Here is a 15,087-nt window from a genome sequence, read left to right on the forward strand (position 1 = left end):
GGCAAAGATAGAATCTATCGGGATAGATTAAGAGGAAGCGGAGGTCAAAAAACGATGAAGCAAATTTTGATCATTACAGACGGATGCTCGAATGTAGGTGTTAGTCCAGTCATGGCGGCTGCCCAAGCTTTACGGGAAGGTATTACAGTGAACGTCGCCGGAGTCATAGATTATGGAACTATTGGCGAGCTTGGCAGTGCGGAGATTCAAGAAATTGCTAAAGCAGGGGGAGGGTTTAGCCAAATCGTAGGGACAAAACAGTTGGCGCAGACCATGCAGATGATGACGCGCAAAACGGTGGTTCAAACCATTCAGCAGGCGGTTAATAGAGAGTTAACGCACATTCTGGGTGAGGGTGGGGCCAAACATATCGGTGAACTTCCTCCGGCCAAACGAGCCCAAGTGGTTGAGGTGATGGATGAACTGACAGAAACAAGCACCCTGGAGATTGCTTTGCTCATTGATGCAAGTGCGAGCATGAAGCCCAAGCTGCCTGCTGTAGAGGACAGCATCCGTGATTTGCTGCTCAGTTTACAGTCCAGAAGCGGACACAGCCGTATATCTGTATTTCATTTTCCGGGCGGCAAAATGGGAGAAGACGCAGTCATGGATATCGGTTGGACCTCTGAGCTTAACCAGATCAAATCGATATTTGGACGCTTGCGGATGAAAGGGGCAACACCGACAGGTCCTGCCATTTTACAAGTGATTGATTATTACCGATATGTTACACTAGGAGAACAGAAAGATCTGGAAGAATCCTATGGCAAAGGAGAAGGGATGCTCGGTGACTACGTCGTCTGATCCCGTTCTTGCACCCGGAACGGTCATCAAGGGCAAGTGGAAGCGGAGCAGCTATGTCATCCAGCGCTTGCTGGGCCGGGGAGCGAACGGAACTGTATATTTGGTAAAAGAAGCACAGGCCGATCGGCAATTTGCTCTGAAAATGGGGAAGAACACGCTTGATCTGCAATCGGAGATTAATGTGCTGACCACATTGCAGTCTCAGGGGACTCAGGCCGCCCTTCAGCGAAATGGAAATCCTTCCTTTTTGTTTGAGGTGGATGATGTAGTGTTACGCAGCGGAGAAATCCCCTTTTATGTTATGCGATATGTTAAGGGTGATCCGCTTCATCGTTTTGTGGCAGCCAAAGGGCCGGAATGGTATGGTGTGGCTGGAACCGGTATACTGAATCGTCTGGCGGATCTCCATCAGGCAGGATGGGTGTTTGGCGACCTGAAGCCGCAGAATATTTTGGTCAATGCCTATGGAGAGGCTGAATTAATTGACTACGGTGGGGTGTCTCTTGCTGGTCGGAGTGTTAAGCAATTTACAGAGTGGTATGACAGGGGATTCTGGAATGCTGGTAGCCGAAATGCCGATTCCCAGTATGACCTGTTTGCCTTCGCTCTTCTAACGATTCATATATTGGAGAGCGAATCGTTAAAGGCGGCTGCGAGCAGGCTGCCACAGTTGCGTAATACGGCAGAATTGACGGTCATCATTCGCCGCAGCCGTGTATTACGCCCCTATGCCGAATGGCTACTGGGTGCAGTGCGTGGAGAATATTCCGATACTCGTGCAGCGGCCCGATCTTGGTCACGTTTGGCTTCCGCACATGTCAGGCAATCGTCGGTCAAAAAAGGGAACCCACGCTGGCTGGGATATGCTTTCACGGTATCGCTTTTGCTGCTTGCCGGAGCGCTCTGGATTGCGTTAAGGTAGCAGCATGACTTACATAAGATAACAGATGATCATCATTTTTACGGTCGGGAGAAAAGAGGGTCGTGAATGGGAACAACAAAACCGACCGGTGTTGTACAGGAAGTGCTCGCCTTGGCGCGAGATCATTCACTGTGGAGCCCCGGAGACCGCATTGTGGTTGCTGTATCCGGCGGGCCGGATTCGGTGGCCCTTTTGCACATTTTACATGAAATATCCGTTATACATATGCCTTTACAACTCGTCTGCGCTCACGTTCATCATGGCTTCAGACCAGAGGAATCGGATGCGGAGGCTGAAGAGGTACGCAATATTGCCCGAAAGCTTGAAGTTCCATTTGAAATGACTCGGGTGGATGTACCCGCTTATATGAAGGAGAGCGGGAAGGGGCCACAGGAAGCAGCCCGCGAGCTGCGCTACAGTTTTTTACATGATATGGCTACAAAGTGGGAAGCACAGCATATTGCAATGGCCCACCACGGCGACGATCAAGCCGAAACGGTTCTCTTGCACTTGCTGCGGGGTAGCGGCCCAGCAGGTTTGGCAGGTATGCGTTTGGCGCGCAGGGAAAAAAATGTGCAACTCATTCGCCCGCTGCTACGTATGTACAAGGCTGACCTGATTGAGTTTTGTAACTTTTATGATCTTTCCTATGTGATAGACAGCACTAATTTATCATCCAAATACCGTCGTAACGCCATTCGCATGGATGTGCTTCCTTTTTTGGGGCAATATAATGAGCGACTGACACCGTCCCTAAACCGGCTGGCCGAAACGATGGCTGACGAAAATGACTTTATGGAGGCATCCACGCTATCGGCATACGAGAAAATGGTACGCTTGGATAATGGCAGGTACATGTTTCCCATCGCTTCATACCGTAAGCTATCCGTTGCTTTACAACGGAGGTTGATTAAACTAATATTAAATTATCTGCCTTCGGACAGTGAAAATTTTGATTTCCGTAAAATTGAGACCGTTCGACTAAGACTTCTCCAAGAGGCATCGTCTACATGGAGTTTGGATTTGGGAGGCGGTGCGGTTGGAGTCCGCGAATATGACCAGGCGGTTTTGTTTGACCGTACGCAAGTCGTTATGGGCGAATGGTGCTATGGACTAAGTGTATTGCCTATTTCCGGTGAGCTAGAGTTGCCTGAGGCAGGTGGTATACTTCGGTGGCGAAGAGCTTCCTATTCGGATGCGGACCATCCGGGGAATAAGGAGGAAGCGTGGTTCGACGCAGATCAATTGAGTCTGCCTTTGACTGTACGCTCGCGATTACCTGGAGATACCATGTATGTAATGGGATTAAACGGAAGAAAAAAGGTTAAAGATATTTTTATTGATGAAAAAATACCTCCTTCAATGCGTTCCGTTACTCCCATCGTCTGCGACCACTCTGGAGCTATTCTCTGGATTCCGGGCGTACGACGTTCTGTACATGCCGCCGTGCAAAAGCACACGTCTTCGGTTATATATATGTCATGGCAAAGACGAGAGAGTCCGGGGCACCGGTAATTGCGCAGGAACGGCTTTCATAGTATAAACTTAGGAGGTTTACACCGTTGCAAAATGATATTCAGGAAATATTGATCAGCGAAGAAGAAATTCAGAGTAAAATTAAGGAATTGGGTGCACAGCTCAGCGTGAAATATGAAGGTAAAAATCCATTGGTGATTTGCGTACTGAAAGGTGCGTTTATCTTTATGGCTGATTTGGTTAAAACCATTACAGTGCCGTTGGAGCTTGATTTCATGGCTGTATCAAGTTATGGAGCATCCACAAAATCCTCAGGTATCATCAAAATCATTAAGGATTTGGACGCATCTGTGGAAGGACGCGACGTTCTGATTGTCGAAGATATTATCGACAGCGGCCTGACGCTGACGCATTTGATTGAATTGCTTAAAAACCGTAATGCCAATTCGGTATGTGTCGTAACCTTGTTCGACAAGCCTGCACGCCGGACAGTTAATCTTGAAGCAGATTATACTGGATTTACGCTTCCAGATGCGTTTGTTGTCGGCTATGGTCTGGACTATGCCGAGCACTACCGGAACCTCCCATACATAGGGATTTTAAAGCCGGAAATCTACACCAGCTAATCTCAGCCTCCAGTCCTAGGACTAAATAAGGCCCTTTGTTGAGAAGGACTTACAGGCTATGGTAAAATAACTTAAGTGTCTCGAGAGGAGGTAGGGGATGAATCGGTTCATCCGGAATTCTGGTTTTTATTTGATTCTTTTTTTAGTTGTGGTGGGTATCGTTCAGTTTGTTAGCAACAGTAACGAAGCCTCCGATCTCCCTAGATATGACCAATTACGGCAAGAGGTTAAAGCTAATAACATCTCTAAAGTAACGGTCCAATTTGACGGTTACGCCTATCTTGTAACCGGTGCATATAAGAAGCAGCCGGCTAATGCTAAATCGACCAATTTTTCCGTATATGTTCCACCAACGGATCAAGCACTAAGTGAACTGGTGAATGCCAGCGAAACGAACGGGTTTGAATACGTGCAGAAGAAAATGGAAGGCGAAAGCATTTGGCTGACGTTTTTGACTTCTATCATTCCTTTGGTGATCATGTTCCTGTTGTTCTTCTTCCTGTTTAATCAGGCACAGGGCGGTGGCGGCAAAGTTATGAACTTCGGCAAGAGCAAAGCCCGTCTGTATAACGAAGAGAAGAAGAAGGTTACGTTCGAGGACGTGGCAGGGGCTGACGAAGAGAAGCAAGAGCTTGTCGAAGTCGTAGAATTCTTGAAGGACCCACGCAAGTTTGCAGCTGTGGGCGCACGTATTCCAAAAGGTGTTCTGTTAGTGGGCCCTCCAGGTACGGGTAAAACACTCTTGGCGAGAGCTGTTGCAGGCGAGGCCGGAGTACCGTTTTTCAGCATCTCGGGTTCTGATTTTGTAGAAATGTTCGTCGGGGTCGGTGCTTCCCGTGTTCGCGATTTGTTCGAGAATGCGAAGAAGAACGCACCTTGTATCATTTTCATTGATGAGATTGATGCCGTTGGACGTCAACGTGGCGCCGGATTGGGTGGCGGACATGATGAACGTGAGCAGACGCTCAACCAATTGCTCGTAGAGATGGATGGATTCGGCGCAAACGAAGGGATCATCATCGTAGCGGCTACAAACCGTCCGGATATTTTAGACCCGGCGTTGCTTCGTCCAGGACGTTTTGACCGTCAAATTACGGTTGACCGTCCAGATGTTAAAGGCCGTGAAGCAGTATTGTATGTACATGCTCGCAACAAGCCATTAACGAAGGATGTTAAACTGGACGTAATTGCGAAACGTACAACAGGCTTTACGGGCGCTGATCTGGAAAATCTGTTGAACGAAGCTGCCTTGTTGGCGGCTCGTCGTAACCGCAGAGATATTTCGATGCGAGAAGTAGATGAAGCTATCGACCGTGTTATCGTAGGTACAGAAAAACGCAGCCGCGTAATCAGTGACCGCGAAAAACGAATTGTTGCTTATCATGAAGCAGGCCATACGATTATTGGTTTCTTCTTGGAAAATGCCGACATGGTTCACAAGGTAACGATTATTCCACGTGGACGTGCAGGCGGATATGTCATCATGCTTCCGAAGGAAGACCGCATGCTGACTACCAAGCAGGAATTGCTGGATAAAATCACTGGATTGTTGGGTGGACGCGTATCCGAGGAACTGTTCATTGGTGAGATCGGAACGGGAGCCTATAGCGACTTCCAGCAAGCGACAAGCATTGCACGCAGCATGATCGTAGAATACGGTATGAGTGAGAAGCTTGGTCCGATGCAGTTCGGTACTTCACAAGGCCAAGTATTCCTTGGACGCGATATCGGTCATGAGCAGAACTACAGTGATCAGATCGCTTATCAGATTGACCAGGAGATGAATCGCTTCATCACTGAATCTTATGAGCGTGCTAGAGAACTCCTGACCAAGTATTCCAAAGAGGTTCATTTGATTGCTCAAACCTTGCTGGTAGAAGAAACCTTGGAACTTGAACAAATCAAACGTTTGATCGAGACAGGTTCTTTGGATGGTGGCACGACTGATGGAGAAGGAACACCGGAAAACGGTGAGCCTGTGATCGACAACATTGGAGACGTCCGTGTACGTATTCAAGGTAAGGATGACGAGCCTAAGAATACAACGGATCAACCGAATGATATCCCTAATCTGCAAAAGCCAGAGGATGATAACAATTCGGGCAACTCCGGTGGCACTCCACCGACAACAACCTAATCATCCGATGGATAGTTGAATAAGCGTATATGTAAGCTCCGGGGAACCAGGTATTATTGGTTTTCCGGAGTTTTTTAAATGGAAGATTATTGCTAACGTGATTTGACAGACACCGGAACGTTGTGTACATTTATTGTTAAATAAACGGCTGTCGTCTTCTTAGCTTATAAAAGCCAACAGCCGCTGCAATCGACTTTCTATCATTTTGAACATATACGTGAGCGCATGCTGTAGAACCTATGGTGTGCGCTATTCTTCTGTGAAATCAGGTGAAGGCATGATTCCAAGATATCTAGTTGATTTTGATGTAGCGGAATTGACCCGATTGGAGGCCGACGTGTTAATTATCGGCTCGGGCATTGCGGGCTTATATACGGCGATTAAGGCTGCGGAGAATCGGAAAGTATTGCTGATTACCAAGAAGGCCTTGATGGAAAGCAACACGCGTTATGCTCAAGGCGGCATTGCTGCTGTCACATCGGACGAGGATACACCAGCCTATCATATGGAAGATACCCTGATTGCTGGAGCAGGTCTGTGTGAATCTGAGGCGGTCAGAACGCTTGTCCATGAAGGTCCAGTTGGTATTCAAGAGTTAATACGTATGGGAACGGCTTTTGATCGTGTGGATGGTGAACTAGCGTTGACACGGGAAGGAGCGCATAGTCACCGGCGTATTTTGCATGCGAATGGAGATGCTACCGGTTATGAAATTGTGCGTGCCTTATCAGACCAGGTTGCTGCCCATCCCGGTATCGAAGTGTGGGAAGAATGCATGGTAATTGATCTGCTGACGGAGCATGGTGAGTGTATTGGAGCCCTCGTCCAAAAGTTAGGTGGGGAAAGGTCGTATATCACTGCTAATGCAACGATTTTGTGCTCAGGAGGTAGCGGGCAATTATACCGTTATACAACCAACCCGGATATTGCAACCGGGGATGGTATTGCTATGGCATATCGTGCTGGGGCGATTGTACGGGATATGGAATTCATACAGTTTCATCCTACGGCGTTGTGCCATCCGGGCGCTCCAAGGTTTCTAATTTCCGAAGCTGTACGGGGAGAAGGAGCCGTATTACGCAATATTCACGGAGAACGCTTCATGGACAAGTATGATTCCCGGCAGGAGCTTGCACCCAGAGATATCGTAGCTCGTGCTATCATTCATGAGATGGAACGCACCCAAGCTGCATTTGTATACCTGGATATTACGCATGAGCCACCTGAGCGGGTGAAGCAACGTTTTCCAACCATTTATCGCACATGTCTGTCATTTGGTTTGGATATGACGACAGACTGGATTCCCATTGCGCCTGCTGCCCATTATATGATGGGTGGTGTTCAGACTAATTTACACGGGGAAAGCTCCATTGCGCGTTTGTTCGCCTGCGGGGAGACCTCTTCTACAGGTGTTCACGGAGCTAATCGTCTAGCGAGCAATTCGTTATCTGAAGCTATTGTATTCGCCAGCAGGATTATTGAGCGATTGCATTCATTGCCACCGCTGGTCGGCCATACGTTGATATCTTATAGCGATAACCGTACAGAGTTCCCGGCTTTATCCGTCGGGGAGCAGCGGCATAAGCTGCAAGAAGCAATGGTTCGTTATGCTGGAGTTCGTCGGCACGGCGAGGGGCTGCAAGCAGCATTAGATGAGCTGCAAGGGCAAATGCCTATTTTTGAGACTGTGATCGCTAGCCGGGAAGAGATCGAATTTGCCAATTTGCTCACCTGTGCTTTATTAGTAACAGATGGTGCGCTGCTACGTGAGGAGAGCCGGGGAGCGCATTATCGCGAGGATTTTCCTGAGACAGATGATAGCGTCTGGCGAAAGCATGTTCAGCAGCGACGTGAGCAAGGGATAACGGAGGAGTACGTTCATGACATCTAACAGCGAGCTTTATGGAGAGTTTAGTGGATATCAGGAAGAACTGACGGCACAAATTCGCAGCTGGCTGCGAGAAGATACGGGCTCTGGCGATGTGACCACGCGCTGGACGATTGAGCAGGGCCACCAATCCAAGGCTGTCATTCATGCCAAGGAGAGCGGCGTGGTTGCGGGTATACCCGTGGCAGCCCTTGTATTTCAGGTAGTGGACCCTTCCTTGTCGTTCACTCCGCTGGTAGTCGATGGACAGTGGATTGAAAAGGGGAGCGTTTTGGCAGAAGTAACGGGGAGTACCCATGCAATTCTGACCGGGGAGCGATTGGCGTTAAATCTGCTCCAACGGATGTCTGGTATTGCCACGCGGACTCGGGCTTTTATAGATCAATTGCATGGTCTGTCCACTCGCTTGGTGGATACACGTAAAACAACACCGGGACATCGACTGCTGGAGAAGTATGCTGTTCGTGTAGGCGGTGGCTCGAATCATCGCTTTGGCCTGTACGATGCTGTTATGATTAAGGATAATCATATTAAGGGCGCAGGTGGGATTGAACAAGCTGTGAGTCGAGCGCGCGCTAATATACCGCATACGATGACGATTGAAGTAGAGACGGAAAACATGAAACAAGTTCAGGAAGCCCTGGAAGCTGGGGCGGATATCATTATGCTGGATAACATGTCTGCCCCAGATATGAAGGAAGCCGTTCGGTTCATTCGGGAACGGGCACCACATGTCAAAACAGAAGCCTCAGGCAATGTATCGCTGGATACAGTGCGTGAAATGGCTGAGAGTGGTGTAGATGTGATTTCTGTAGGCAGGCTGACATACTCTTTTCATAACCTGGATATCAGCCTTGACCTTAACGCAAAGAAAGATAGGTGACACCCATTGATTCTTGTAGTGGATGTAGGTAATACCAATATTGTTCTGGGGATATACGAAGGGCGGGAGCTGTTACACCATTACCGGATCAGTACCTCCAGACAGGCAACCGCAGATGAATACGGCGTACTCATACATAATCTTTTTAGTATGGGTGGCGTATTAAAGGATGACATCCAGGGAGTTATTATTTCCTCTGTCGTTCCGCCATTGGTCCGTGTATTAGAAGAAATGTGCGATGAATACATAGGCAAAACGCCGTTAATCGTCGGGCCGGGAATCAAGACTGGTCTTAACCTGCGTTATGAGAATCCGCGTGAAGTAGGTGCGGATCGGATCGTGAACGCTGTTGCGGCTGTCGAACGGTTCGGCGGGCCGCTGGTAGTGGTGGATTTTGGAACAGCGACGACGTTTGATTGTATTGATGATAAGGGAAACTACTTGGGCGGTGTCATTGTGCCGGGGATCGGGATTTCGACGGAGGCACTATATCAACGGGCTTCCAAGCTGCCCCGCATCGAGTTGGAGAAGCCCAAGAAGGTTATTGGTCGTAATACGGTTCATGCCATGCAAGCTGGGATCATCTTCGGTTATGCTGGGCAAGTGGATGGCATTGTGAGGCGCATTAAGGAAGAAATGCAGGCGGAGCCTACGGTTATTGCTACCGGAGGTCTTGCAGAGCTAATCGCATCAGAGACAGAGAGCATTCAGAAAGTGTTGCCGATGTTGACGCTCGAAGGATTACGCATCATTTACCAACGTAACGCTGAATAAAAAAAGTGGATATAAGCTGCCGCTGAGTCCAACCGATGATCTGATCGGTTTGGATTAGCGGCGTTTTTCGTCTATACTGAAATATGTTACGTTTTTGAACAATTCGCGTGATCTGTCGATGCAGGTTGTTTATATAATAGGAAATTATGCTTCAATGATGAGCCATACTAACGAAAATAAGCAGCATAGCTGTTCTGGAGAATAGGGGAGGATATCAATATGGAAAATAAGCAGGATCGACTTATTCGTGGCACAGCCATGGATGGAAGGGTTAGAGCTTTTGCTGTTCGCACAACTCAATTGGTAGAGGAATTACGGAGAAGACATGATACGTATCCAACGGCTACCGCTGCTTTGGGGCGGACCCTCACAGCAGGTGCTATTATGGGTTCTATGCTAAAAGGCAAAGAGCGATTGACCATTCAAGTTAAAGGTGATGGACCAATTGGGCAAATCATCGTGGATGCCAATGCTGTAGGTGAGGTACGTGGCTATGTTACTGAACCGCATGTGCATTTGCCGAGCAATAGTATGGGTAAACTGGATGTAGCGGGTGCCGTAGGTACAGAGGGATTCATTCATATCATCAAGGATTTGGGGTTAAAAGAACCGTATCGCGGCAGTACTCCGATTATTTCCGGTGAACTGGGTGAGGACTTTACCTATTATTTTGCCAAATCGGAACAGACCCCGTCAGCGGTGGGCTTGGGTGTGTTGGTAGATACTGATAACTCGGTTATTGTAGCCGGTGGATTTATTATTCAGTTGCTTCCAGGCTTGAATGATGATGAGATTACTGCGATCGAAAATGCAGTTAGCTCCATTCCACCCGTTACTGCTTTGCTGGATCAAGGGTTGGAACTGGATGAAATGCTGCGCTGGATGCTGCCGGACGTTCGGATTCTCGATGAATTGGATATCCATTTTCAATGTGAGTGTTCACGTGAGCGCGTGGAAAAAACATTGATCAGTTTGGGAGAAAGCGAATTAGAGCAGTTAATTGAAGAAGAAGGACAGGCTGAGGTCGTATGTCACTTTTGTAATGAGGCTTATCAGTTTAATAAAGATGAATTGCAAAATCTGTTAGATCAAGCCAAAGCCTAACCGGATGGGCGGTGCAAGCGATGACTACACGGGAAAAAGGATTATGGACAGCTGTCATTATTCTGACCGTTAGCGTCGCCGCCTTGGGTGGTCTTATCATGCTTCGGGGGCTGTCAAAGCCGGGTGATGTAAGCAAGGATGACGGCGATCATACTGTGGCGGAGATGGGTCAGGAAGGCATATCGGAGGAACAGTGGGTAGCGGAACTGAAAAAGCGATATGGAACCAATACGCTGTTGCAAATGTTGAATCGTAAAGCCGTGCAGGCTGAAACCAAGCGTCTCGGTATCAAGATCACCCAAGAGGATCTACAGCAGGTGCTGGAGCAGGATAGTAAAGGGTATGACTCAGATCATGCCTATTTTGATGAAATGCAGCGACAGTTTGGATTAGGTCCGGTTGATTTGCGGAATGAAGCGGAATACCGGATTGGTTTGGAGAAAATAGCCACGCAGGGTATTCAGGTTCAGGAAGCTGAGATTGACGAGTATTGGGAGCAGCATCCTGAGGAATTTGCCGTCGGTAAGCAGATCCAATTGGCAGCTCTTTATGTGGATAATGCGGAGGAAGCAGAAGCGTTGCTAGATCGGGTTAAGCAGGGGGAGAGCTTCGATGTGCTGATTCAAGAGCATGCAGGTAAGCCTTTCGACAAAGATAGCAGTGGACAGCTGGGATGGGTAGATGAATATGATCCATTTCAACCGGAGGCGATCATGAAGGCGGCGAGAGAGCTAAACTCCGGGGATGTTGCAGGTCCGATCTCTGTTAACGATGGCTATGCTGTCATTTATGTACAGGATGTCCGGTTGAAGAATTCTCCGGATAAGCAGCAGATCCGCCAGCAAATTCGCCGATCTCTTGCGCTTGCACAAGCCGCTCCTTTGGAAGAGGTCGAGAAGAGTCTGCGTGATAAATATGGAGCGCGTATTTTATCTGGAAAGAAAGCATCCTAAGCTTCTCTGTAACGTAGTGAAAGAATATTGGTTTGAAGGAAGCACGATGCTGATAACGCGGGTTGACAGCATCGCTGCTTATTTACTCGTATTGACATTGGAATTGAAGATTGTTATGATTAGCGTATAAAACCAACTATTTTTATCGGAAATTAATGAACGGCACAAAATTAAAGTAATTGACTAAGAATGATCTACAATATGATTTCGCAATTTTTAATATATCATCTACAGTCAGGGAGGAATTATCATGGCTAAAGTTGTTAATAACATTACCGAACTTATCGGAGAAACACCCCTCGTTCGCCTCAACCGGATCGTACCGGAAGATAGCGCCGAAATCTATTTGAAACTGGAATATCAGAACCCAGGCTCCAGTGTAAAAGATCGTATTGCGATTAGCATGGTAGAAGAAGCTGAACGTGAAGGTCTGCTTAAGCCAGGCGGTACCATTATTGAAGCAACAAGCGGTAATACAGGAATCGGCTTGGCTATGGTAGCTGCTGCGAAGGGCTATAAGGCAGTAATCGTTATGCCAGAAACGATGAGCATAGAGCGTCGTAATTTGTTGCGTGCTTATGGAGCCGAGCTTGTGTTAACACCAGGATCAGAAGGCATGAATGGGTCCGTTAAAAAAATGGAAGAATTGCTGAGTGAAAATCCGGATTATTTTGCTGCTGAGCAGTTCAAGAACAAAGCTAATATCAAAATTCACCGTGAAACGACCGGTCCTGAGATTGTAGAAGCCATTCGTTCCATTGGCGGAACTCTGGACGCTTTTATAGCGGGAATAGGTACTGGCGGAACCATTTCTGGTGCCGGAGAAGTGCTTAAGAAGGAATTCCCTGATATTAAAGTTGTGGCTGTAGAGCCCGCCTCTTCCCCGCTGTTAGCAGGCGGTAAGCCAGGACCCCACAAGATCCAAGGGTTGGGTGCCAACTTTATTCCTGAAATTTTAAACCGTGATATCTATGATGAAATTATTCATGTAGAAAACGATGAAGCTTTCGAGGTAGCACGTAGAGTGGCCAAGGAAGAGGGCATTTTGTCCGGTATTTCATCTGGCGCGGCTGTCCATGCGGCTTTGAAACTTGCTAAGCAATTGGGCAAGGGTAAACGGATCGTTGTCATTATTCCAAGTAATGGAGAACGTTACCTGAGTACACCACTATACAATTTCGAGCTGTAATTATGTCGTAATTGTGTATACTATACGTAAGGATTCCCTCATTTCCCTGTTGCAGGGGAGTGGGGGTTTCTTTTTAAGGAGAGAATGTAGACTTATTGAAAAGTAGGGAAGGGGAAGCACACACGGATGAAATCGACAGCTAGAGTGACGGAGGCGCAGTGGCAGGTTTGGCAGGAGGAAGGCTGGAGCATACTTCCCTATATCGCTGAGTACCCATTACCCGTGGGAGGGCTACCGTCATCGTGGCGGAAGGCTTGGGAGGATTCCTCGCCATATGCTTTTTTGCTGGAGAGCGCTAAAGGTGGGAGGTACACCTATCTGGCCTTAAATCCGGTTGCTATATTGGAAGGCAAGGGAGAACATGCAGTTTGGACTGATTTGCAAAGTGGGAAGCATGGAGATCTACATGGTCAACCTTTGAAAATCATGAACAACTGGATCGCTCCTTACCGTGCACCGCGTGTACCTGGCATGCCTTTTTTCTCTGGAGGATTTGCGGGTTATCTTGGCTACGATGTAGCTCGCTCATTGGAGCGTCTGCCATCTCAAGCTGCAGACGATACCGGCATACCTGATTATGTATGGATGAGGGTGGATGAGCTATGGATTTACGACCACGAAAAATCCTGTATATATTGTGCTGTTCATATGCCTGCTCCTGCGCATTCCGATAAAGTCAGCCGTGATACCGATTTAACCAATCGCGTTATACTGGATGGGCCAAATTCCATACTTTGCGAGCATTACGCGGAAGCTGCCCAACGTGCAGAACGTATGCTGACCCAGTGGAAGAACATCATAAATGCAGGAGAGGTTGATCCTGCGTACCCTCTTCGTTGTGCTAGGCTTGCCGAAGAGGGGTTAGAGGCTGCTCATCAAGAATCAGATGGTTGGACAGCGGCATTCAACCAACAAGATTTTGAACATGCCGTAAGACGTGTGCAGGAATACATTGCCCAAGGGGATGTATTCCAGGTTAACTTGTCGATTCGTCAGCAACGTGCGCTTACAGCCCTCCCTGAAAATATATATGAATGGCTTCGTCTGCTGAATCCTTCCCCTTATATGGGTATGCTGCGTATGCCAGATTTACGGATCGTCAGTGGCTCGCCGGAATTGTTGGTAAAGCTGGAGGATGGACGCGTGAGCGCCCGACCTATTGCAGGTACGAGAAGAAGGGGGCTAACACCGGATGAAGATGCCGCTATGGCAGCCGAGCTTCTATCAAGCGAAAAAGAACGCGCCGAGCATATTATGCTCGTTGATCTGGAGCGTAACGATATCGGACGGATTGCCGAATACGGATCGGTGCATGTGCCTGAACTGCTGACTGTCGAATACTATTCGCACGTTATGCACCTGGTATCTCAAGTTGAGGGAAAATTAGCCCCGGGTCGTACAGCTATAGATGTAATTGCTGCTACCTTTCCAGGTGGAACCATTACCGGGGCACCCAAGGTGCGTACCATGGAAATTATTGAAGAATTAGAGCCCGTTCGTCGGGGGCCTTATACAGGGTCCCTTGGATGGATTGACTATAACGGCAATATGGAATTAAATATTATAATAAGAACACTAGCTGTTAAAGGCAGCACTGCCTATTTACAGACAGGTGCGGGGATTGTCATTGATTCAGACCCGTACAGGGAATATCGGGAATGTCGGAACAAGGCCAGAGCTGTCATGAAGGCGGTACAATGTGGTGAAGAAGAAGCCGCTTTGAGAGAAGCGGTATCACAGGAGGGTGAGTCGTATGATTTTGGTGATTGATAATTATGATTCGTTTACGTACAATCTTGTTCAATATTTGGGTGAACTTGGCGAAGAAGTAACCGTAAAACGGAACGATGAGATTGATGTGAAAGGCATAGAAGAGCTGGCACCAGAGCATATTTTGATCTCGCCGGGTCCATGCACGCCGAATGAGGCAGGGATATCACTGGATGTGATCAGCCATTTTAAAGGTCGCATTCCGATTTTTGGCGTTTGCCTCGGTCATCAGGCCATCGGACAGGCTTTTGGCGGTAAGGTTATCCGGGCTGAACGACTCATGCACGGTAAAACATCACCGATTCTTCATCACAATACGTCGGTATTTGAGGGCTTGCCTTCTCCGTTCACAGCAACCCGGTATCACTCATTGCTGGTGGAACGCGAGAGTCTGCCTGAGTGTTTAGAGATTACCGCTGAAACCGCAGAAGGTGAAATTATGGGTTTGCGGCATAAAGAATTTGCCGTAGAAGGAGTACAGTTCCATCCAGAATCCATTATTACGGATTACGGACATCAATTATTACGCAATTTCCTAAAACGCAAGGTAGGCGTCTGATT

13 protein-coding genes are annotated in these 15,087 nt (G+C 47.9%); all 13 read left to right on the plus strand.

The annotated features are described in order from the left end of the window. The first annotated feature begins 54 nt into the window (after positions 1 to 54). A complete protein-coding gene (locus C1T21_RS18495) occupies positions 55 to 804 on the plus strand; it encodes a vWA domain-containing protein (RefSeq protein ID WP_023986444.1) in 750 nt (249 codons plus the stop codon). Further along, entirely contained in the window at positions 788 to 1,726 is a 939-nt protein-coding gene (locus C1T21_RS18500) for a protein kinase domain-containing protein (protein ID WP_103049279.1), read from the plus strand. Before C1T21_RS18495 ends, C1T21_RS18500 begins: the two co-directional genes overlap by 17 nt. A 66-nt stretch (positions 1,727 to 1,792) precedes the next feature. Continuing rightward, complete coding sequence (tilS, locus tag C1T21_RS18505; protein WP_103049280.1) at positions 1,793 to 3,241, plus strand: tRNA lysidine(34) synthetase TilS; 1,449 nt, start codon at positions 1,793 to 1,795, stop codon at positions 3,239 to 3,241. A gap of 47 nt (positions 3,242 to 3,288) precedes the next feature. Further along, a complete protein-coding gene (gene hpt / locus C1T21_RS18510) occupies positions 3,289 to 3,828 on the plus strand; it encodes a hypoxanthine phosphoribosyltransferase (RefSeq protein WP_025721686.1) in 540 nt (179 codons plus the stop codon). A 97-nt stretch (positions 3,829 to 3,925) separates the two neighbouring features. Then, positions 3,926 to 5,965, plus strand: a complete 2,040-nt coding sequence (ftsH, locus tag C1T21_RS18515) for an ATP-dependent zinc metalloprotease FtsH (RefSeq protein ID WP_103049281.1) — start codon at positions 3,926 to 3,928, stop codon at positions 5,963 to 5,965. 277 nt (positions 5,966 to 6,242) lie between these two features. Then, positions 6,243 to 7,856, plus strand: coding sequence for an L-aspartate oxidase (gene nadB / locus C1T21_RS18520; RefSeq protein WP_103049282.1), 1,614 nt, complete (start codon positions 6,243 to 6,245; stop codon positions 7,854 to 7,856). Next, positions 7,846 to 8,736: a carboxylating nicotinate-nucleotide diphosphorylase gene (gene nadC / locus C1T21_RS18525; protein WP_103049283.1), complete on the plus strand. Its 891-nt coding sequence runs from the start codon at positions 7,846 to 7,848 to the stop codon at positions 8,734 to 8,736. Before nadB ends, nadC begins: the two co-directional genes overlap by 11 nt. A 6-nt stretch (positions 8,737 to 8,742) precedes the next feature. Beyond that, positions 8,743 to 9,510, plus strand: coding sequence for a type III pantothenate kinase (locus C1T21_RS18530; protein WP_103049284.1), 768 nt, complete (start codon positions 8,743 to 8,745; stop codon positions 9,508 to 9,510). 219 nt (positions 9,511 to 9,729) lie between these two features. Continuing rightward, a complete protein-coding gene (gene hslO / locus C1T21_RS18535) occupies positions 9,730 to 10,614 on the plus strand; it encodes an Hsp33 family molecular chaperone HslO (protein ID WP_103049285.1) in 885 nt (294 codons plus the stop codon). Positions 10,615 to 10,634: 20 nt separating this feature from the next. Beyond that, on the plus strand, positions 10,635 to 11,567 hold the full coding sequence (locus C1T21_RS18540; protein ID WP_103049286.1) for a peptidyl-prolyl cis-trans isomerase: 933 nt from the start codon (positions 10,635 to 10,637) through the stop codon (positions 11,565 to 11,567). Positions 11,568 to 11,817: 250 nt separating this feature from the next. Continuing rightward, positions 11,818 to 12,756: a cysteine synthase A gene (cysK, locus tag C1T21_RS18545; protein ID WP_039274029.1), complete on the plus strand. Its 939-nt coding sequence runs from the start codon at positions 11,818 to 11,820 to the stop codon at positions 12,754 to 12,756. A gap of 126 nt (positions 12,757 to 12,882) precedes the next feature. Next, positions 12,883 to 14,526, plus strand: coding sequence for an anthranilate synthase component I family protein (locus C1T21_RS18550; protein ID WP_103049287.1), 1,644 nt, complete (start codon positions 12,883 to 12,885; stop codon positions 14,524 to 14,526). Continuing rightward, on the plus strand, positions 14,510 to 15,085 hold the full coding sequence (gene pabA / locus C1T21_RS18555; RefSeq protein ID WP_013308153.1) for an aminodeoxychorismate/anthranilate synthase component II: 576 nt from the start codon (positions 14,510 to 14,512) through the stop codon (positions 15,083 to 15,085). Before C1T21_RS18550 ends, pabA begins: the two co-directional genes overlap by 17 nt. The last annotated feature ends 2 nt before the right edge of the window (positions 15,086 to 15,087 follow it).

Origin of the sequence: Paenibacillus sp. F4 (assembly GCF_002894905.1) — a bacterium.
Classification (GTDB): domain Bacteria; phylum Bacillota; class Bacilli; order Paenibacillales; family Paenibacillaceae; genus Paenibacillus; species Paenibacillus polymyxa_B.

What these genes read in the sequence shown, in the direction of transcription:
- C1T21_RS18495 (WP_023986444.1), top strand. Translation starts at nt 55, where the DNA reads ATGAAGCAAATTTTGATCATTACAGACGGATGCTCGAATGTAGGTGTT.
- tilS (WP_103049280.1), top strand. Translation starts at nt 1,793, where the DNA reads ATGGGAACAACAAAACCGACCGGTGTTGTACAGGAAGTGCTCGCCTTG.
- ftsH (WP_103049281.1), top strand. Translation starts at nt 3,926, where the DNA reads ATGAATCGGTTCATCCGGAATTCTGGTTTTTATTTGATTCTTTTTTTA.
- nadB (WP_103049282.1), top strand. Translation starts at nt 6,243, where the DNA reads ATGATTCCAAGATATCTAGTTGATTTTGATGTAGCGGAATTGACCCGA.
- nadC (WP_103049283.1), top strand. Translation starts at nt 7,846, where the DNA reads ATGACATCTAACAGCGAGCTTTATGGAGAGTTTAGTGGATATCAGGAA.
- hslO (WP_103049285.1), top strand. Translation starts at nt 9,730, where the DNA reads ATGGAAAATAAGCAGGATCGACTTATTCGTGGCACAGCCATGGATGGA.
- C1T21_RS18540 (WP_103049286.1), top strand. Translation starts at nt 10,635, where the DNA reads ATGACTACACGGGAAAAAGGATTATGGACAGCTGTCATTATTCTGACC.
- cysK (WP_039274029.1), top strand. Translation starts at nt 11,818, where the DNA reads ATGGCTAAAGTTGTTAATAACATTACCGAACTTATCGGAGAAACACCC.
- C1T21_RS18550 (WP_103049287.1), top strand. Translation starts at nt 12,883, where the DNA reads ATGAAATCGACAGCTAGAGTGACGGAGGCGCAGTGGCAGGTTTGGCAG.
- pabA (WP_013308153.1), top strand. Translation starts at nt 14,510, where the DNA reads ATGATTTTGGTGATTGATAATTATGATTCGTTTACGTACAATCTTGTT.